The following is an 18,314-nucleotide window of genomic DNA, read 5'->3' as shown; positions in this document are numbered from 1 at the left end:
GGAAGAGGGACACAAAATGAAACATCTTCTGATCTCTGCCCTCTCGGCGCTGGTGATCGGGGCGAGCACCCTGGTCAACCCGGCGGTGGCGGCCGAAGGCGGCCATATCGAGGATATCAGCTTCTCCTTCGAGGGCCCCTTCGGGACCTTCGACCAGCAGCAGCTGCGTCGCGGCTTCCAGGTCTACCGGGAGGTCTGCTCGGCCTGCCACGGGCTGCGCTACGTCGCGTTCCGCACGCTTGCGGATCAGGGCGGCCCGATGATGGACCCGGCTTGGGTGCGTGCCTACGCGGCCGAGTTCACCGTGATGGACAAGGAAACCGGCGAAGAGCGCCCCGGCAAGGAGACGGACCACTTCCCGTTCATCTCCGGCATGGGCATGGGTCCGGACCTGTCGCTGATGGCGAAAGCGCGCGCGGGCTTCCACGGCCCCTACGGCCTCGGCATCAACCAGTTCTTCCGCGGCATCGGTGGCCCCGAATACATCCACGCGGTGCTCACCGGCTTCACCGGCGAGGAAAAGGAAGAAGCGGGCTCGATCTTCTACGAGAACCACGCCTTCCCGGGTGGCTGGATCGCGATGCCCCCTCCGCTCTCGGAAGACCTCATCGAGTATGAGGACGGCACGCCCGCAACCGTCGACCAGATGGCCCGGGACGTCTCCGCATTCCTGATGTGGACGGCCGAACCGAAGCTGGAATCGCGCAAGCGCTGGGGCTTCGTGGCGGTGATGATGCTGATCGTGCTGAGCACGCTGCTTTACCTGACCAACAAGAAGCTCTGGGCGCCCCACAAGGGTAAGCAGTTCGATCTGTAAACCTGGGTCCGACCTGCTAGACTGATGAACGCCCCCTCGCCCGCGAGGGGGCGTTTTCCATTTCCCGGAGCTGCCCGATGTCTATCCCGCCGCCAGGCTTTGCGCCGCTGCCCGACCCGCCCTATTACGCGGTGATCTTCGCCTCTCTCCGCAGTGCACCCGACGACGGATATGGCGCGATGGCCGCGGAGATGGCCGCGCTTGCCGCCCAGCAGCCCGGCTATCTCGGGGTGGAGAGCGCACGCGACGGGACAGGCTTCGGCCTCACCGTCAGCTACTGGGCCGACGAGACCGCTCTGATTGCGTGGAAGGCGGTGGCGAAGCACCAGCTCGCCCAACGCCTCGGCAAGGATCGCTGGTATCTCCACTACGCGCTGCGCGTCGCCAAGGTCGAACGCCAGTATGACGGTCCTGAGGGGCGCTGAACTGCGCCTGCTGCTGACGCCGCGCAATGCGGTTGCGCTCTTGGATGTCGGGGGCAAGCGGGCTATCTGGAAGGGGACACGAGGAGTAACAATGCCCGACATTTCCGACCTGCCGCATATCAGCCCCGCCTCCCGCGCCCCGCGTCTGTGCGTGCTGATCGACGCCGATAACGTGCCCGCCGGATATGCCGAAGCGATCTTCGAAGAGATCGCCTCGCTCGGCGAAGCCTCGGTGCGCCGGATCTACGGCGACTGGTCGGCGCAGCGCCTCGCGGGCTGGGCCAAGCGCGTCGCCGAACTCGGCCTCGTCGCGGATCAGCAATTTGCCAATACCAAGGGGAAGAACGCCTCCGATATCGGCCTCGTCATCGCGGCGATGGATTTCCTGCATTCCGACCTGTTCGATGGTTTCGTGCTGGTCTCCTCGGACAGCGACTTCACCCGCCTCGCCGCTCGCATCCGCGAACAGGGGCTCGATGTCTACGGCATCGGCGAGCAGAAGACCCCCGAAGCCTTCCGCAAGGCCTGTAAACGCTTCATCTATGTCGAGAACCTCGGCAATGGCGAGAGCACCGCGGAGACCGCGACCAGGCCCGCCTCGGACAAGACCAGCGCCGCCGCCCCGAAATCCTCGAGTGGCAAGCAGGAGCCGAAGGCCGCGATCCCGATCATTGTCAACGCGATGAAGGCGATCGGTCTGGAAGAGGAATGGTATTCGCTGGGCCAGCTCGGTCAGTTCATCACGCAGGCAAACCCGGATTTCGACACCCGCACCTATGGCAGCGCGAAACTTTCCGACCTGCTGATCAAGACGGGCCGTTTCCAGCTGCAGCGCGGCGAAGGCAATCAGTGGATGGTGCGCGATCTGGCCTGATCGGGCCAGATCGGTCCGCGCTCAGGTGGGGACGCCGTAGCGCGCAAGGAACATCGCGACCGCGCCGCGGATCACGCGCTCTTTCTCTTCACGGCTGAAGCTGTCGCAAATCCCGAACAGCAGCTTCGGATGCAGTTCCGACTTGCACAGCTCGATGAACAGATAAGCGGCGAGGTCGATATCGTCGATCACCAGCTCGCCCCGCTCCACCGCGCAGCGCAGGTAATCCATCAGCAATTCGTGCACCAGCGCCGGCCCCGCCGCGTAGAAGGCGCGGCCAAGCTCGGGGAACCGCTCGGATTCGGAAACGCAGAGCCGATAGAGCCCTTCGTTCATCTTGCAGCTCATCGACTCGACGATCTGCGACGCGGCAAGCGAAAGCACCACTTCGGGGGCTGCGCCGAAATCGATCGTGGCGACGGCGCTGTCCGTCTGCTCTTTCAGTTGCGAGCGCACGACTTCGACGAACATCAGCCGTTTGTCCGGGAAATAGCTGTAGAGCGTGGCTTTCGACACGCCCGCTTCCTTGGCGATATCGTCGACCGAGGCCCCGTCGAACCCGTCGCGCAGAAAGATCGTGCGCGCGCCTTCGAGCACCTGGTCGAATTTGCGTCCGCGATTGATCTGATCTGCCTGCGACATCTGTCCTCCGGTTCCGGGAAACGACCCCCGGGGTCCGCAGAATAAACCGCGCGGTTTATATCCCGCAAGGTCGCACAACGTCACGTCATGGCGGCACGCGCGCGGCAATCCGCTAAAGCATCCGCCCTGTTTCGGCTTGGCAGCAAATATCCCGAGGGGCTCCGCAGGAGCGGGGGCAGAGCCCCTCTTTCCTCGGTCATCTCGCCTTCCGTCGACGGGGGCGGCGCCCCTCAGCCGATCGTGCCGCGAATACCGCCGGTCTGCGCCCGGTCCATCAGGAACTGGTCAAGGATCACGCAAGCCATCATCGCCTCGGCCACCGGTACCGCGCGGATGCCGACGCAGGGATCGTGGCGGCCCTTGGTGATCACCTCCACCTCTTCGCCCGCGAGATTGACCGAACGGCGCGGCGTCAGGATCGACGAGGTCGGCTTGACCGCGAAGCGCACCGTGATCGGCTGGCCGGTGGTGATCCCGCCCAAGATACCGCCCGCGCGGTTCGAAAGATATTCGACACCATCGGCGCCCATCACCATCTCGTCGGCATTCTCCACGCCAGTCAGCGCCGCCGCGGCCATGCCCTCGCCGATCTCGACGCCCTTGACCGCGTTGATCGACATCATCGCGGCGGCCAGCTCGGTATCCATCTTGGCGTAGATCGGCGCGCCCAGCCCCGCCGGGCAGCCCTCGGCCACCACCTCGATCGCAGCGCCCACCGAATTCTGGCCCTTGCGGATCGCCGCGAGGTAATCGGCCCATTCGTCCACTGCTTCGGCGTCGGGCAGGAAGAACGGGTTCTGCAGGATCGCGTTGCGGTCGAACTTCGCGCGATCGAGATGTTTCGCGCCCATCTGCACCATGTAGCCGTAGATCTGCAGATCGGGGACCAACTGGCGAAGCGCGGCCTGCGCCACACCGCCAGCCGCCACCCGCGCCGCCGTCTCGCGCGCGCTCGAGCGCCCGCCGCCGCGATAGTCGCGGATACCGTATTTCTGGTGATAGGTGATATCGGCATGGCCGGGGCGGAACTGCCGCGCGATCTCGCCATAATCCTTCGAGCGCTGATCGGTATTCTCGATCATCAGCTGAATCGTCGTGCCGGTCGTGCGGCCTTCGAACACACCCGACAGGATGCGCACCGCGTCGGGTTCCTTGCGCTGGGTCGTCTCCTTCGACTGGCCCGGACGGCGACGGTCGAGGAATTGCTGGATGAACGCCTCGTCAATCTCGATGCCGGGCGGGCAGCCATCCACCGTCGCGCCAAGCGCAGGCCCGTGGCTTTCGCCCCAGGTGGTGACGCGGAACTGATGACCGAAAGTGTTGAACGACATGGGACGCGCGCCTCGCAGGTTTCCTTCGGCGCTGGCTTAGCAAGTCGGGGGCTGCGAGGCAACGTGCATGGCAGCAGGGCGACACTCTCTCAAAGCGCGTAGCGCCCCTACTCCACCGCGCGGATCAGCTTACGCTCGAGCACGCGCAGCACCTGGCGCAGATCATGGCCGCGCCGCAGCACCTGCCCCTGCTGACCGATCACCGCATATTGCCCCTGTTTCGCACGCAGCGCGGGCCGCTTCTCGATCCGGTAGATCGGCACTTCGGCGGCGCGGCGAAAGATCGAGAACACCGCGACATCGCGCAAGAAGCTCATCCCGTAATCGCGCCACTCCCCGGCCGCGACCGCGCGCCCGTAAAGCGACAGGATCACGCCAAGCTCGGAGCGGTCGAAAGCGATCTGCTCCGGTGCGCCGGAAGGGTTCGGATAGGGGGAAGGCGTTTGAACCGTCATTTACAAAGGGTACATCGCGCGCGGCGCAAATCAAGCCCACCCGCGCTAAGGTTGAACGCGCCTTCGCCGCGCCGGATTATGACCTAGAAAAAGCCTGATTTCCTGCGCCTTCCTGCCGGGTTTCATCGACATCCTGTAGTCAGCGGAAAACGCTAAAGCCCGACGGTGCGGTTAACAGCCCCCACCCAGTACGTATCGTCGGGCGCTTTTCCCTCCTGCAGAAGAAGCCCCGCGTCCTGGTCAGACACGGGGCTCTTTCATGTGCAGAGCATCAGCGGCCCCCTGCCTAGTAGCAGCGCACCGCCTCGATCGTGCCGTTCTCGTCGATCTCGAAATTCACCCGGCCGGGGGCGTAATCCATCGTCACCGCGTCGCCCGGATGAATGATGCGATGCGGCCGCGCGATATCGAGCGCCGCCAGCACGGTTTCAGGCCGCCCTTGGAGCGCCGCGAGCTCGGGCGGCGGACAGGTTCCCGCGCCGGGCGGGCCCGACCGAGGCGGCGAAACGCGGGGTTGGCAGGCCGCCAACCCGAACGCTGCGACCCCTAACGTGACAATGAGTCCGATCCGCGCCCTGCCGCGCTCCATCAGGCTCACCCGCAATCGATGTTGTAGACGTTCCCGCGCGAGTCGAGACGAAACACGACGCGCTGCGGGTTGTAGACCTGATCCTCGACGCCGCGCCATTCGACGATGCGATAGGGTTTGGTAATCCCGAGCGTCCGGATCTGCGCCGCCGGCTGACCCAGAACCGAGGTATATTTCACCGCCCCGCAAGTGTCGGGCTCACGCTCCTGCAAACCGCCCTTCGTGACGCTCACCGGGGGGGTGACATAGGGCGCGGGCGCATAGGGCTGGGGCGCGGGGTATGCCCCATCGGTGGGTGTCTCGCTCATCGGACCGGCGGGGTCGCAGGCCGCAAGCGCCAGCATCGACCCCATGACGAAAAATCGTTTCAACATGTCGCACCCTTCATTGCATTGGCCGCGCCGATAACGCAGGCTCTCTCCGAATTTATACAAGGAGTATGCGCTTATGAGAACCCGTGCCGCAGTCGCGCTCGAAGCGGGAAAACCGCTCGAAATCATGGAAGTGGAACTGGACGGCCCGAAAGCGGGCGAAGTGCTCGTCGAAATCAAGGCAACCGGTATCTGCCACACGGACGAATTCACCCGCTCTGGCGCCGATCCCGAAGGCATCTTCCCGACCATCCTCGGCCATGAGGGCGCGGGCGTCGTGCTCGAAGTCGGCGAAGGTGTCACCACGCTGAAGCCGGGCGACCACGTGATCCCGCTCTACACGCCGGAATGTCGCGAATGCCCGTCCTGCCTGTCGGGCAAGACGAACCTCTGCACCGCGATCCGCAACACGCAAGGTCAGGGCCTGATGCCGGACGGCACGACGCGCTTCAAGATGCTCGATGGCACGCCGATCTATCACTACATGGGCTGCTCGACCTTCGCGAACCACACCGTGATGCCCGAGATCGCGCTCGCCAAGGTCCGCGACGATGCGCCGTTCGACAAGATTTGCTATATCGGCTGCGGCGTCACCACCGGCATCGGCGCGGTGATCAACACTGCAGGCGTCGAGATCGGCTCGACCGCTGCCGTCTTTGGCCTCGGCGGGATCGGTCTGAACGTGATCCAGGGCCTGCGCATGGCGGGTGCCGATATGATCATCGGCGTCGATCTGAACGACGCGAAAGAGGACATGGCGCGCAAGTTCGGCATGACCCATTTCGTGAATCCCTCGAAGCTCGGCCACTCGGTCACGCAGGAAATCATCAACCTGACCAAGACCGAGCGCGACCAGATCGGCGGCGTGGATTACTCCTTCGACGCAACCGGCAACGTGAAGGTCATGCGCGACGCGCTCGAGTGCTCGCATCGCGGCTGGGGCGTTTCGGTCATCATCGGCGTCGCACCCGCGGGCGCGGAAATCTCCACCCGCCCGTTCCAGCTCGTCACGGGCCGGACCTGGAAAGGCACCGCTTTCGGCGGCGCCAAGGGCCGCACCGATGTGCCGAAATTTGTCGAGTGGTACATGAACGACAAGATCGAGATCGACTCGATGATCACCCACACTATGCCGCTCGAAGACATCAACAAGGCCTTCGATCTGATGCATGCGGGCGAGTCGATCCGCTCGGTCGTGATCTACTGACCCCAAGGCCGGGGGCGCTGCCCCCGGCCCCCCCGGGATATTTCCAGCAAGCCCGAAGCGCAGACCGTTTCGGGCTTGTTCAAATATCCCCGGGTGAATTCGCGCCAGCGAAGAGGGGCAGAGCCCCTACTCTCCTAGATAGTCCCGTAGCGCGGGCGGCGGATCGTCGAGAAGCGGTCCGGTCTCTTGCGGCGCATGGGCGCGGCCCTCGGCCACCAGAACCGTCTGCGGGCAAAGCGCACGCGCATCCTCGGGATCGTGGCTGACCATCAGCACCGTCGTGCCCTGCTCGCGGGCGATCTCGGCCACCAGCGCCAGCATCTCGGATTTCAGCGCGGGCCCCAGCGCCGCAAAGGGCTCGTCGAGCAGCAGGATCGGGCGGCCACGGAGCAACGTCCGCGCCAGGCCTGCGCGGCTTTGCTGCCCGCCCGACAGTGCGCCGGGTTTGCGCCTCTCCATCCCCTCAAGGCCCACACGCGCCAACGCGGTCTCGATCCGGGCGCGGTCGGTTGCGTCGATCTTGCCTTTCGGGTTCAGGCCAAGCGCGAGGTTGGTCTCCAGCCGCAGATGCGGGAAGAGGTTCTGATCCTGAAACAGGATCGAGAGCGGACGCTCGCCGGGCGGCGCCTCGGTGATGTCCTCGCCGCACCAGAGCACCCGCCCCCGGGTCGGACCAAGAAACCCCGCAAGTACCGAGAGCAGCGTCGACTTGCCCGCCCCCGAGGGGCCAATCAGCGCGACCCGCGCGCCGGCCGGGATCGTGAAATCGGCTTCGAGGCGGAAATCGCCCTGTTCGATCAGAAGCTTATCGAGGGTCAGCATAATGCCCCGCGCGGTCGAGCGCCCAGAAGAGCGCGAAAGTGAGGATCAGCAACAGGCTTGCAGTGCCCGCCGCCTGATCCATGCGATAAGACCCCATGAGCTGGAAAAGCGCCAGCGGAAGGGTGCGGGTCTGGCCATCCGAGAACAGCGTGATGACGCCCAGATCGCCCATAGAGAAGGCCGCGGCCAGCCCCGCCGAGAACCCCAGCGGCCGGGCAAGGCGCGGAACCGTCAGCAGACGAAGCCGGGCAATGCCGCGCAGCCCGAGCGAGGCGGCGAGCCGGTCGTAATCGGCCTGCAGCGTGCGGATCTCGGGCATCAGGATGCGGGTCGCGAAAGGCACCGAAAGCGCGGCGTTGGTCAGCAGCACCATTGGCAGCGCGAGGCTCGTCGGGTTCACGAAGGGCCGCGCGATCAGGAAGGCGCCGGTGCCCATCACGAGGCTCGACGCTGTCATCGGCAGCATCGCCGCGATCTCCGCCCAGCGCTGCCGGGTCGCCACCAGTGCGAGCGGCAGGGCGATGGCGAGCGTCACAACCGTGGAGAGCAGCGCGATCACCAAAGAGGTCAGCGTCGCGGGCCAGACCATCTCGGGCAGGTTGGCCACCGCCGGAATGCCCCGGGCGAAAACGGTGCCGATGGGAAGCAGCAGGAAGGCGCTTGCGAGCCCGATCGCGAGCGCGTCGAAGAGCGCACGCCCTATCCCGCCGGACAGCTGCGGGATCGGCGCGGCGCGGCGGTCATGCCCCGCGCCGAAACTCGACGGCAGGGTGGCGCGCGCCGCGATCAGCAGCGCTGCGACCGAGATCGCGACCTGCACCAGCGCAAGGCTCGCCGCGCGGCCCATGTCGAAATCGAAGCGGAAGGCCTGATAGATCGCCAGCTCCACCGTGGTCGCGCGCGGCCCGCCGCCAAGGGTCAGGGCCACCGCGAAGGACGTCAGGCAGACGAGGAAGATCGCAAGGAACGCCCCGGGCAGCACGCTGCGCAGCATCGGACGTTCGAGGTGACGCGTGACCTCCGCAGGGCCGAAGCCGAGGGTCGCAGCAAGGCGAAACCGCTCGGCCGGGATCGCCTCCCAGCCGTGCAGGATCATCCGGGTCGCAAGCGGCAGGTTGAAGAAAACATGGGCCACGATGACGCCCTGCGCGCCGTAGATCGAAATCGGATCGATGCCGAGCGGGGCGAGGGCCGCATTGACCAGCCCGCGCCGCCCGAAGACCGCGATCAGCCCGAAGACCGCGACGATCACCGGCAGGATGAAGGGAGCCCCCAGGAGCGAAATCAGCAGTCCGCGCCCGGCGAAGCGGCGGCGATGCAGCGCACGGGCGACCGGCACCGCCAGCGCGCAGGAGATCAGCGCCGAGGCCGCCGCCTGCCAGAGCGTGAAGCGGATCGCGGCGAGATCGGTTTCGCGCAAGCCGGTCAGCCCGCCTGCCCGGAGCGCGACTGCCGCCAAAGTGCCAAGGACAAGCGCGGCCAAAGCCGCACCCGCCAGCACCGCCCAGATGGGCGTGCCTCTTATCTGGAGAAGGCGCGTTGCCATTCTTCCAGCGCCGGACCGCGCAATTTCTCGGCCTCGGCCTCACCCAGGTAGAGCGTCTTGTCGGGCATCGGGAGTTTCTGGAACACCTCAGGCAGCTGATCGTGGGGCAGTTTCGCCGGGAAGGACCAGTTCGCCGTCGCGATCATGCCTTGGAAATCGGGGCTCAGCACGTAATCCATGAATTTCTGCGCCAGCTCGGGATGCTTCGAGGTCTTGAGCTGCGCGACCAGTTCGGGGGTGAAGTAATGCCCCTCGGGGAAGATCGCGGCGGCCTTGGAGTCGTCGTCCTCGGCCATGATGTGATAGGCGGGCGAGGTGACATAGCTCAGTACCATATCCGCCTCGCCATCGGTGAACATGCCGTAGGCCTCCGACCAGCCCGGCGTCACGGTCAGCACCTTGGGCGCGATTTTCGTCCAGGCCTCTTCGGCCTTGTCGCCATAGATGTCCTTCACCCAGAGCAACAACGACAGACCCGCGACCGAACTGCGCGGATCTTCGATGACGATCTTGTAGGCGTCGTCGGGCGCATCCAGCAAATCCTGGAAGCTCGTGGGCGGGTTCTTCAGCTTGGTCTTGTCATAGACGAAGGCCAGTTCAGACCAGTCGAAAGGCAGGAAGATCGGATCGTCCCATTTGACCGGCATGGTCAGGTCGGACGTGTCCTCGTTATGCGGGGCGAACAGGCCCGTGGCGCGCGCCTTCGCGGTCACGTCGGTGTTCAGACCGATCGCGACATCGGCGGAGGTCTTGTCGCCTTCGAGCAGGATGCGCGGCAGCACATCGCCCGACACGAATTTCAGATCGCAATCGCAGGTCGCCTCGAACCCCTTCTCGATCGCGGGACCGGGGCCCCATTCGCTCGTGAAATAATCAGGCGCATAGACGGTGAGCACGGGCTTGTCCTCGGCCGCCGCCATCGTGGCGATCAGGCTCAGGGCTCCCGCAAGCATCAGGTGGGTTTTCATGCCTCACTCCTTGGGCTTGCCGGGCGGAGTGGGGCCGGACTATCCGGCTACCTTCCCTCCGCCGGTCTTAACCGGTTCAGGTTCAACGGGTTCGCGTGGCTCGCATCTCAGCCGGATCATCCGGCACCCCGAGGTAGGGCGCAACCTATGCGCGCGGGACTTCGGACGCAAGGGCAAGCAGTCGTAGCCCCCCGACGCCTAGCACGAACGCTCTGGCGAGTTCCCGCCAGTGACGACCCGCGCCGGATTTCAATGGCTTGCAACTGCGCGCAGGCCGACGCAGGCTCGATCCGGAACGGATGTGGGAGGAACCGATGCGCATCACCCTGACGGCGGCCCTTATGGCCGCGACCGCCCTGCCCGCCTTGGCCGACACGATCGAGGCACCGGGCAAGATCACGGCCGTGACGCTCTTTCCGCAGGGCGCGCAGGTGGTGCGGCAGGTGGAGGTGAAGGCGCCCGAGGGCAGCCATGACCTGCTGGTTCCGGGGTTTCCCGAAGGCACCGACATCTCGACGCTGCGGGTGTCGGGTGACGGTGTGCAGATCGGCGCGGTGAGCCTGATCTCAGGGCGCGCGCCGGCGACCAGCGGAACCGAAAGCGCAGCGGTGAAGGCTGCGCGTGACCGGCTGGCCTCTGCAAAGGAAGCCCTTGCGGAAAAGGAAGACGCGGTGGCCGTGATCCGCGCCAAGGCGCAGGCCGCGCGCGACCAGATCACATATCTCAAGAACACCGACTCGCAGGTCACCGCGCCCGAACAGCTGCGCGCGCTGGCGCAGATGGTGGAGGATCAGATTCTCTCGGCCACCGAACGCGCAATCGCCGCCGAAGCGGAAGCGCGCCGCGCGGAAGCCGCGCTCGACCCCGCGAAAGAGGCGGTGAAGCAGGCGCGAGCGGCGCTCGATGCGCTGCTGAACCCGGCGAAAGATCGAGAGATGCTCAGCGCGAAGGTGCAGGGCTCGGGCACGCTGACGATCACCTCTTACGTTAACAATGCCGGGTGGCAGCCCTCCTATGATCTGCGGCTCGACCGAGACAAGGGCGCGGTGGATATGGAGCGCTTCGTCTCGGTCCATCAGGCCACCGGCGAGGACTGGCGTAACGTCGACCTGACGCTCTCGACCGCTCGCCCCGGCGGGCGCGCAGAGCCGGGCGAAGTCTATCCGCGCCTCGCGCACATCGGCGACCCGGATGCGCCGCCCGCACCGGTGCCGATGAAGCGCTCCCTCGCGGCATCGGATGGCGCCGCCGCGCCGATGGCGGAAGCAGCGATCAGCGACCGCGCCGATCTTCAGATGCAGGGCGAAACGGTGACCTACCATTACCCGAGCGCGGTCGATCTGCGCGACGGGGTCGACGATCTCCGCCTGAGCCTCGATTCCAAGACCCTCCCGATGGAGGTCTTCGCCGAAGCCGCCCCGCTGACCGATCCCCAGGCCTATCGCGTGGCCGAGGGCAAGAACGGGACCGGCGAGATCCTGTTGCCCGGCCCCGCGAACCTCTATGCCGATGGCGCGCTGGTCGGCCAGTCGCATCTGCCGATGGTGGCGGCAGGGGATGACCTGACGCTGGGCTTCGGGCCGATCGAGGGCATTCGCGTGGACCGCCGCATGCCCGACACGATGGAGGGCGACAGCGGCTTCATTTCCAAGTCGAACGAGCGCCGCGAAGTCGTCGAGATCGAGGTGAAGAACCTGACGGACAAAGGCTGGCCGATGCGGGTGATCGACCGGGTACCCTATTCCGAACAGGAAGACCTGAAAATCACTACCAAGGCGACCCCGCCCGCGAGCGAGACCGATTACGACCATCGCCGCGGCGTGCTCGCATGGCGCTTCGATCTGGGCGCGGACGAGACCAAGACGATCCGCACCGAGACCACGCTGAGTTGGCCCACCGACAAGGTGCTGCGCTAGGTCAGCCTAACGCAAAGGCCTCCGCGCGCGATCAGGCTGCGTTTCGCGGGTTCGCCGCAGCCCGCAGTTTCGCGAGCAACGCTGGCGACAGGCGCAGGAACCCGCGCGCGGGCGGTTCGGCCTTGGCCGCCTCGGGCGGCTCTGTCTCTGCACCGCCGGTCTTTTCGGCCGCCTTGGACGCCTTCTCCTCCTGCACGGCTTGCGCCCCCGCCGCCTGCGCCGCGGCATACTCGGCGGCGGCGGCCTGTGCCGTCACCGTTTCCGCCGCGCCCTGCCCAGACCTCGCGCCGACGATCTTGGTGCGGCCGCCATCGTCCCCCGGAAACGGCGCGGCGAAGCGCAGCACCAACTCCGTCAGGCTCGGGCCGATCTCGTCGAGCAGCAACAGGAAGCGGTTCGTCGGCCAGGCATGCAGACCCAGCGCGCCCCCGCCCGCAAGCCGCAGCACGAAGCCCGCATCCCGCAGCCGATGTTGCAGATCGAACCAATCGCGCGCCTGATCCAGCGCCGCTTGCACCGCCGCCATTTCCGGCAGCGGCTCTTTCGTGGTGGGGAGGGCGGATGTTGGCTCCTCCGGCAGCCCCTCCTGCAGGACGCGCCGGATCAGCTCTGCCGGAGGCAGGCCGAACGCGCGCGCCTCCGCCGCAATGCGATCGATCATATCGAGCGGCAGCCGCAGGGAGACGAGACGATGCTGGGAATGCGGTCGGGATGCAGGTGACATGTCGGGTCAAAGCTCGTTGGCGTGGGCGGGGTACCCGCAGCCTCGCCCATCAAGCTTAACAGCCCGTGAATGCCAATTGGTTTTCCCCAAGGCGGAGCAATCGGCCTCGCGAAGGGGGTCAACGAATTTGCAAAGCCTCAGAGCTTCTCGAACCGATCCGAGCCGGAGACGTATTGCTCGAGCGTACCCTCGCCGATGTCGTGGCGCAGCCCGTGCAGCGTCATCCGATCGGCGTCGAGCGCTTCGCGCACGAAGGGGAAAGTCATCAGGTTCTCGAGGCTGACTTTCACGGCCTCACGCTCGAGCGCCAGCACCTGCTGATCCTCGGGCAGGTCGGTGACGCGCTCGTAGCCCGGACGCAGAAGGTTCAGCCAGGTGCCGACGAAAGAGCTTTTCTCCTCAAGTTCCGGCGCATGACCCGAACACATCGCGTGGCAGCCCGCGATGCCGCCGCAATTGCTGTGGCCCAACACGATCAGATGCGCGACCTTCAGGCTGGTCACGGCATATTCGACCGCCGCCGACGTGCCATGGTGATCACCATCGGGCGTGAATTCCGGCACGAGGTTCGCGATATTGCGGTGGATGAAGAACTCACCCTGATCGGCACCGAACATCGAGGTGACATGCACGCGACTGTCGCAGCAGGCGATGATCATCGAGCGCGGACGCTGCCCTTCGGAGGCGAGACGGCGATACCAGGCGCGGTTTTCGTCATACGCAGTCGCGTGCCATCCCTGGTAACGGTTCACAAGGTAGCTCGGCAGCGGCTTCACATGCTCTCTCATCGGTCCCCCGGTGTTTTTGGGTCTGGTGTCTCGCGTCTTATCGCAGCGTCAAATACCGCGATGCAGGCCGGGTTACGAGAGGTTTCTCCGCGTCGCTCAATGAAATCTTGAGACCTGTCGGCCATATTGCCGCCCGGGTGATGGCGAAATCAAAGGGGGGTGTCGTGGTGACACAGGTGTCTCGTTTGCGTTGCAAGGAACGGATGTCGCTGGATACGACGCGGCTATCGGTGCTCTACGTGGAGCTGGGACAGGTCGATGCGGAGCGGGTCATCTGCGCCACGGTCGAGGATCTCGCCGTGCAACTCGCCGCCTTGGAAGAAGCCGCGAAATGGCGCCAACGCGCCAAGATGCGGTGCGCAATCGTCAAGGTGATCGACCTCTCGGAACATGTGGGTCTGGTGTCGATGGTGCGCACCGCGCGCGACCTGTCCGAGTGTATCGCGACCGGCGATGCGGTGGCGCAGGCGGCGGTAATGGCGCGGCTGAGCCGGATCGCGGAACGATCTCTTACCGAGGTCTGGGACATCGGCGACCTGTCCTCCTGAAGTGCGCGCAATCGGGCCTTGCGGGCAGGCGCCGCGGCGCTAGGCTCTGGGGCGAAGAAACCACCAGAGCCAAGGAGCCGCCCCCATGAGCGCAGACGCACCCGCAGATTTTTCCTTTCTCGCCCCGCGCCCGGCAATGCGCTTCGCCGAAGCCGACGCGCCTGCCCGCGCCCTGATCGCCGTCGCGCCCGAGGATATGGAGCAGGCCCTGGCCGATCTGCCGCCCGCACAGCGCGCCTTCGTCGAGGCAACGGGGTTCAAGGCGAAGGCGGGCCAGGTCGCACTTCTGCCGGGGGCGGACGGCGCGGAGGCGGCGCTGCTGGGCCTCGGGACCGCGGCGGCACGGGCAAGAGAGCGGTTCTCGCTGGCGCGCGCGGCGTCGACCCTTCCCGAAGGCGCGTGGCGGATCGAGGGCGATTTGCCGGAATCTTTGAGGGCAGAGACGGCGCTCGGCTGGCTGCTCGCAGGTTATCGGTTCGACCGCTACGCCGAAGCCGCAGCGCCGAAAGCGCGGCTGGTTTGCCCGGACGGGATGGATGCTGCGCAGATCGAGGCCGTCGCCGAGGGCGAGGCTTTTACGCGTGACCTGATCAACACCCCCGCCTCCGACATGGGACCGGAGGAACTGGAGGGCGCGGCGCGCCTGCTGGCCGACCGCCACGGCGCTGAGGTCAAGGTCGTGAAGGGCGACGACCTTCTGACGCAGAACTTCCCTATGATCCACGCCGTCGGCCGCGCCTCGCCGCGCACGCCGCGGCTGATCGAGTTGAGTTGGGGCAGCGAAGGGCCGGCGTTGACGCTGGTCGGCAAAGGCGTCTGTTTCGACACCGGGGGGCTGAACCTGAAGCCCGGCGCCTCGATGGGGCTGATGAAGAAGGATATGGGCGGCTCGGCCACCGTACTGGGGCTCGCGCATATGATCATGGCGACCGGCGCGAAGATGCGCCTGCGGGTGCTGGTCCCGGCGGTCGAGAACTCGGTCGGCGGCGACAGTTTCCGCCCCGGCGACATCCTGACCAGCCGCAAGGGGCTGAGCGTCGAGATCAACAATACCGATGCCGAGGGACGGCTGGTGCTGGCCGATGCGCTGGCCTATGCCGATGAAACCCCACCCGACCTGATGGTCTGCATGGCAACGTTGACGGGGGCTGCGCGGGTCGCACTTGGGCCGGACATTCACCCGTTCTACACCGATGACGAGGGCGTCGCGCAGGCTTTGGCGAAGGCCTCGGGGGCGGTGGCCGATCCGCTCTGGCGGATGCCGTTCTGGGCGCCCTACGAGGCGAAGATCGAACCCGGCATCGCCGATCTGGATAACGCGCCCTCGGGCGGCATGGCGGGCTCGATCACCGCGGCACTCTTCCTGCGCCGCTTCGTGACCGAGACCAAGCGCTTCGCCCATTTCGACATCTACGGCTGGCAGCCCGCGGCCGCCCCCGCCCGGCCGAAAGGCGGCGTCGGTCAGGGCGCACGGGCGATCTTCGCGGCTCTGCCCGAGGTGCTGAAATGACCGACCGTCGCCGCCTGCCCTTTTCAGGTGCTTTCGCGCTGGAGGCGCTGCGAGGACAGGTCGAGGCCGAGGGTTTCACCCACGGGATGCCCGCGCGGATCATCGTACCCGTGACCGATCTCTGCCCCGAGCCCGACAGCCTGCGCGACCGACAGCTTCTTTTCGGAGCCGAGGTGACGGTGATCGATCAGCGCGACGGCTTCGCCTTCGTGCAGGCGGCATGGGACGGCTATTGCGGTTGGATCGCCTCTGACGCCTTCGCCACGCCCGAGCCCGCCACGCATGTCGTCACCGCGCCCGCCACGCATGTCTATCGCGAGGCGGCGATCAAGCGCGGCGAAGTGATGCAGCTCTCGATGGGCGCGCGGCTGTCCGTGACGGGGGAAACCGGCATGTTCGCGGTGACCGCCGAGGGCTTCGTTCCGCTGCAGCATCTGCGCGCGCTCGATCGGCCCGGGGACGATCCCCTCGCGGTGGCCGAGCGACTGCTGGGCACGCCCTATCTCTGGGGCGGCAACAGCCGCGCGGGGATCGACTGCTCGGGTCTGGTGCAGATCGGCTTCGCGCTGTGCGGGCAATCCGTGCCGGGCGACAGCGATCTTCAATGGGCGGAGATGGGCGAGACCGTGCCCGAAGGTGCGCCCCTGCGACGTGGTGACCTGCTGTTCTGGAAAGGCCATGTCGCGCTCGCCTGCGATGGCGAGACGATGATCCATGCCAACGGCAAAACGATGAGCGTGGCCTGTGAGAGCATCGAGGCCGCCAAGGCACGTATCGCGGCAGCGGGCGAAGGGCCGTATCTCGGGGTTAAGCGGGTCGCGCGGTAAGGCTTTGTAGCGCGGGGCGACCAGCCCGGGCCGCGCCCGACCCTCCCCCCGGGAGGGCGCATTGGCGATGGCCTCGCGGGCACAAGCGACATTCGGGCTTGCGAGATAAAGCGCTCAGCCACAGGCGGAGCAAAGCGCCCGCCCGAAGCTCGGGCGCGTCCCTCATCGCTTTGCCCCAAACGAAAAACGCCCGATCCTCCGACCGGGCGTTTCCCAATTCAAATAAGGCCGAACGCTCAGCCCTTCTTGAGCACGCGCTTGCCCAGCGTCTCGGCGATCTGCACCGCGTTAAGCGCCGCGCCCTTGCGCAGGTTGTCCGACACGCACCAGATGTTCAGGCCGTTCTCGATGGTCGAGTCCTGACGGATGCGCGAGATGAAGGTGGCGAAATCGCCGACGCATTCGACGGGGGTGATGTAGCCGCCATCTTCGCGCTTGTCGACGACCATGATGCCGGGCGCCTCACGCAGGATGTCACGTGCTTCGTCCTCGTCGAGGAACTCTTCGAATTCGATGTTGATCGCCTCCGAGTGGCCCACGAAGACCGGCACGCGCACGCAGGTCGCGGTCAGCTTGATCGCAGGATCGACGATCTTCTTCGTCTCGGCGACCATCTTCCACTCTTCCTTGGTGGACCCGTCATCGAGGAACACGTCGATATGCGGGATCACGTTGAACGCGATCTGCTTGGGGTAGACCTTCGGCTCAACTTCCTGACCCGGCACATACATGCCTTTGGTCTGGTCCCAAAGCTCGTCGATCGCCTCTTTGCCCGAGCCCGACACCGACTGGTAGGTCGAGACCACGACGCGCTTGATCTTGGCGCGGTCATGCAGCGGCTTGAGCGCCACGACCATCTGCGCGGTCGAGCAGTTCGGGTTCGCGATGATGTTCTTCTTCGCGTAACCGTCCACGGCTTCCGGGTTCACCTCCGGCACGACCAGCGGCACGTCCGGGTCGTAGCGGTAGAGCGACGAGTTATCGATCACGATGCAGCCCTGCTTGGCGGCGATCGGCGCATATTTCTTCGTGGCGTCCGAGCCGATCGCGAAGAGCGCGATGTCATAGCCCGTGAAGTCGAACCCTTCGATGTCTTTGGTCTTCAGGGTCTGATCGCCAAAGCTGACCTCTGTGCCGAGGCTCCGGCGCGACGCGAGCGGCACCAGTTCATCGACCGGGAACTGACGCTCGGCCAGGATGTTCAGCATTTCGCGGCCCACGTTCCCCGTGGCGCCCGCAACGACGACTTTATAGCCCATGAGGACCTCCTTGCTCCAATAGAACGCGGCTTACTACCGCTTTACGTCAGGAAATGAAAGGGGCTCGACGCGCAGTCAGTTCCGAATGATGCGCGGATCGGAGGCAAGAAGCCCGCCGACCATCTCCGCTTCCGCGACGAAATCATGGGGCACCTTGTCGGCCGAGCGCCGCCCCGACAGAGATAGCGAGGCGAAGAAATCGAACCCGTATAGATCGAGCCGCGCCAGATCAGAGCGCGCGAGCATGTCGATCAGCATGGCTCCGGTCGTGGGCTGCGCGCCAAGCTTGGCTTTCAGCCCCTCGTAATCGTTGAGCGGATGCAGGTAGAAACCGGGGCTGGTCGCCGTTTTCCAGTCCAGCCGCTTGCGCTTGTGGCTCATCCAAAGGATGCGTGACGGCGCGATGCTGGCGCGCTCGGCTTCGGGCAGCGAGGTCGCGAGCGCCAGCCAGTCGGTGCGCTTGCCGTGGCTCTGCGCCGACGGCATCGGGGCGCGGTTGATCCGGATCACCACGTCATGCGCGTCGATCTCCGCCCCCGCCTGTCCCTCGGCCAGCGCGCGGGCATTGCCGACGAGCGCGACGGTTTTGCCCGCAAGGTCGTCCAGCAACGCCTTTTGCGAGACGGAGAGCGCGGCCAGCGGGGCCTCGCGCCGCAACGTTCGACTGATCAGAAATCCGAGCCGGGTCATGCGAT

General features: G+C 65.9%; 20 protein-coding genes and 1 riboswitch. Of the genes, 8 read left to right on the top strand and 12 right to left on the bottom strand.

Features of this window, described 5'->3' with window-relative positions; all coding sequences use genetic code 11:
• The first annotated feature begins 16 nt into the window (after window positions 1-16).
• From DEM26_RS16870 to DEM26_RS16860, 3 genes are all read left to right on the top strand, one after another.
• The gene (locus DEM26_RS16870; protein ID WP_075775701.1) at window positions 17-817 is read left to right on the top strand and encodes a cytochrome c1; all 801 of its coding nucleotides are present in this window, start codon (window positions 17-19) and stop codon (window positions 815-817) included.
• A 77-nt stretch (window positions 818-894) separates the two neighbouring features.
• The gene (locus DEM26_RS16865) at window positions 895-1,242 is read left to right on the top strand and encodes an antibiotic biosynthesis monooxygenase family protein (RefSeq protein WP_109172896.1); all 348 of its coding nucleotides are present in this window, start codon (window positions 895-897) and stop codon (window positions 1,240-1,242) included.
• Between the two features lie 91 nt (window positions 1,243-1,333).
• A complete protein-coding gene (locus tag DEM26_RS16860; RefSeq protein ID WP_109172895.1) occupies window positions 1,334-2,116 on the top strand; it encodes an NYN domain-containing protein in 783 nt (260 codons plus the stop codon).
• Window positions 2,117-2,137: 21 nt separating this feature from the next.
• Here the strand turns inward: DEM26_RS16860 and DEM26_RS16855 are convergent, their stop codons facing one another.
• From DEM26_RS16855 to DEM26_RS16835, 5 genes are all read right to left on the bottom strand, one after another.
• Complete coding sequence (locus DEM26_RS16855; RefSeq protein ID WP_075775704.1) at window positions 2,138-2,758, bottom strand: TetR/AcrR family transcriptional regulator; 621 nt, start codon at window positions 2,756-2,758, stop codon at window positions 2,138-2,140.
• A gap of 230 nt (window positions 2,759-2,988) precedes the next feature.
• Window positions 2,989-4,089 (bottom strand): chorismate synthase, encoded by a 1,101-nt coding sequence (aroC, locus tag DEM26_RS16850; RefSeq protein WP_109172894.1) that lies wholly within the window; start codon window positions 4,087-4,089, stop codon window positions 2,989-2,991.
• A 107-nt stretch (window positions 4,090-4,196) separates the two neighbouring features.
• Window positions 4,197-4,544, bottom strand: a complete 348-nt coding sequence (locus tag DEM26_RS16845) for a DUF2794 domain-containing protein (protein ID WP_075775706.1) — start codon at window positions 4,542-4,544, stop codon at window positions 4,197-4,199.
• Between the two features lie 286 nt (window positions 4,545-4,830).
• Window positions 4,831-5,133, bottom strand: coding sequence for an I78 family peptidase inhibitor (locus tag DEM26_RS16840; RefSeq protein ID WP_109172893.1), 303 nt, complete (start codon window positions 5,131-5,133; stop codon window positions 4,831-4,833).
• A 5-nt stretch (window positions 5,134-5,138) separates the two neighbouring features.
• The gene (locus DEM26_RS16835) at window positions 5,139-5,507 is read right to left on the bottom strand and encodes an I78 family peptidase inhibitor (RefSeq protein WP_088720148.1); all 369 of its coding nucleotides are present in this window, start codon (window positions 5,505-5,507) and stop codon (window positions 5,139-5,141) included.
• Between the two features lie 73 nt (window positions 5,508-5,580).
• On the opposite strand from DEM26_RS16835, the gene DEM26_RS16830 reads away from it, so the two are divergent.
• Window positions 5,581-6,711, top strand: coding sequence for an S-(hydroxymethyl)glutathione dehydrogenase/class III alcohol dehydrogenase (locus DEM26_RS16830; RefSeq protein WP_109172892.1), 1,131 nt, complete (start codon window positions 5,581-5,583; stop codon window positions 6,709-6,711).
• Window positions 6,712-6,837: 126 nt separating this feature from the next.
• On the opposite strand, the gene DEM26_RS16825 is transcribed toward DEM26_RS16830, so the two are convergent.
• Genes DEM26_RS16825 through thiB form a run of 3 tightly spaced genes read right to left on the bottom strand, consistent with a single transcriptional unit; the run spans window position 6,838 to window position 10,047 of the window.
• Window positions 6,838-7,533: a thiamine ABC transporter ATP-binding protein gene (locus DEM26_RS16825; protein WP_109172891.1), complete on the bottom strand. Its 696-nt coding sequence runs from the start codon at window positions 7,531-7,533 to the stop codon at window positions 6,838-6,840.
• Window positions 7,517-9,079 carry a thiamine/thiamine pyrophosphate ABC transporter permease ThiP gene (locus tag DEM26_RS16820; RefSeq protein WP_109172890.1) on the bottom strand — a complete coding sequence of 521 codons (1,563 nt, stop codon included), beginning with the start codon at window positions 9,077-9,079 and terminating at the stop codon, window positions 7,517-7,519. Before DEM26_RS16820 ends, DEM26_RS16825 begins: the two co-directional genes overlap by 17 nt.
• Window positions 9,055-10,047, bottom strand: coding sequence for a thiamine ABC transporter substrate binding subunit (thiB, locus tag DEM26_RS16815; RefSeq protein ID WP_109172889.1), 993 nt, complete (start codon window positions 10,045-10,047; stop codon window positions 9,055-9,057). The genes DEM26_RS16820 and thiB overlap by 25 nt, the downstream gene beginning before the upstream one ends.
• Window positions 10,048-10,083: 36 nt before the next feature.
• A riboswitch (TPP riboswitch) is annotated at window positions 10,084-10,188 on the bottom strand.
• 173 nt (window positions 10,189-10,361) lie between these two features.
• Here thiB and DEM26_RS16810 point away from each other — a divergent pair.
• A complete protein-coding gene (locus tag DEM26_RS16810) occupies window positions 10,362-11,963 on the top strand; it encodes a DUF4139 domain-containing protein (RefSeq protein WP_075775752.1) in 1,602 nt (533 codons plus the stop codon).
• Between the two features lie 31 nt (window positions 11,964-11,994).
• On the opposite strand, the gene DEM26_RS16805 is transcribed toward DEM26_RS16810, so the two are convergent.
• On the bottom strand, window positions 11,995-12,687 hold the full coding sequence (locus DEM26_RS16805) for a hypothetical protein (RefSeq protein WP_109172888.1): 693 nt from the start codon (window positions 12,685-12,687) through the stop codon (window positions 11,995-11,997).
• A 137-nt stretch (window positions 12,688-12,824) separates the two neighbouring features.
• Entirely contained in the window at window positions 12,825-13,475 is a 651-nt protein-coding gene (locus DEM26_RS16800; protein ID WP_075775714.1) for a carbonic anhydrase, read from the bottom strand.
• Window positions 13,476-13,678: 203 nt separating this feature from the next.
• Here DEM26_RS16800 and DEM26_RS16795 point away from each other — a divergent pair, with 203 nt between their 5' ends.
• From DEM26_RS16795 to DEM26_RS16785, 3 genes are all read left to right on the top strand, one after another.
• Entirely contained in the window at window positions 13,679-14,023 is a 345-nt protein-coding gene (locus DEM26_RS16795; protein WP_109172887.1) for a hypothetical protein, read from the top strand.
• An 85-nt stretch (window positions 14,024-14,108) separates the two neighbouring features.
• Complete coding sequence (locus DEM26_RS16790; protein ID WP_233243162.1) at window positions 14,109-15,533, top strand: leucyl aminopeptidase family protein; 1,425 nt, start codon at window positions 14,109-14,111, stop codon at window positions 15,531-15,533.
• Window positions 15,530-16,360, top strand: coding sequence for a C40 family peptidase (locus DEM26_RS16785; protein WP_109172886.1), 831 nt, complete (start codon window positions 15,530-15,532; stop codon window positions 16,358-16,360). The genes DEM26_RS16790 and DEM26_RS16785 overlap by 4 nt, the downstream gene beginning before the upstream one ends.
• A 236-nt stretch (window positions 16,361-16,596) precedes the next feature.
• On the opposite strand, the gene DEM26_RS16780 is transcribed toward DEM26_RS16785, so the two are convergent.
• Together DEM26_RS16780 and DEM26_RS16775 are read right to left on the bottom strand one after the other, a co-directional pair.
• On the bottom strand, window positions 16,597-17,619 hold the full coding sequence (locus tag DEM26_RS16780; RefSeq protein ID WP_075775716.1) for an aspartate-semialdehyde dehydrogenase: 1,023 nt from the start codon (window positions 17,617-17,619) through the stop codon (window positions 16,597-16,599).
• Window positions 17,620-17,694: 75 nt separating this feature from the next.
• Complete coding sequence (locus tag DEM26_RS16775) at window positions 17,695-18,309, bottom strand: glycosyltransferase family 29 protein (RefSeq protein ID WP_109172885.1); 615 nt, start codon at window positions 18,307-18,309, stop codon at window positions 17,695-17,697.
• Window positions 18,310-18,314: the final 5 nt, after the last annotated feature.

It is taken from the genome of Thioclava sp. NG1 (genome assembly GCF_003122275.1).
GTDB classification, from domain to species: domain Bacteria; phylum Pseudomonadota; class Alphaproteobacteria; order Rhodobacterales; family Rhodobacteraceae; genus Thioclava; species Thioclava nitratireducens.
The sequence above is the reverse complement of the archived record's forward strand: the minus strand, read 5'-3'. Positions and strand labels throughout refer to the sequence as shown.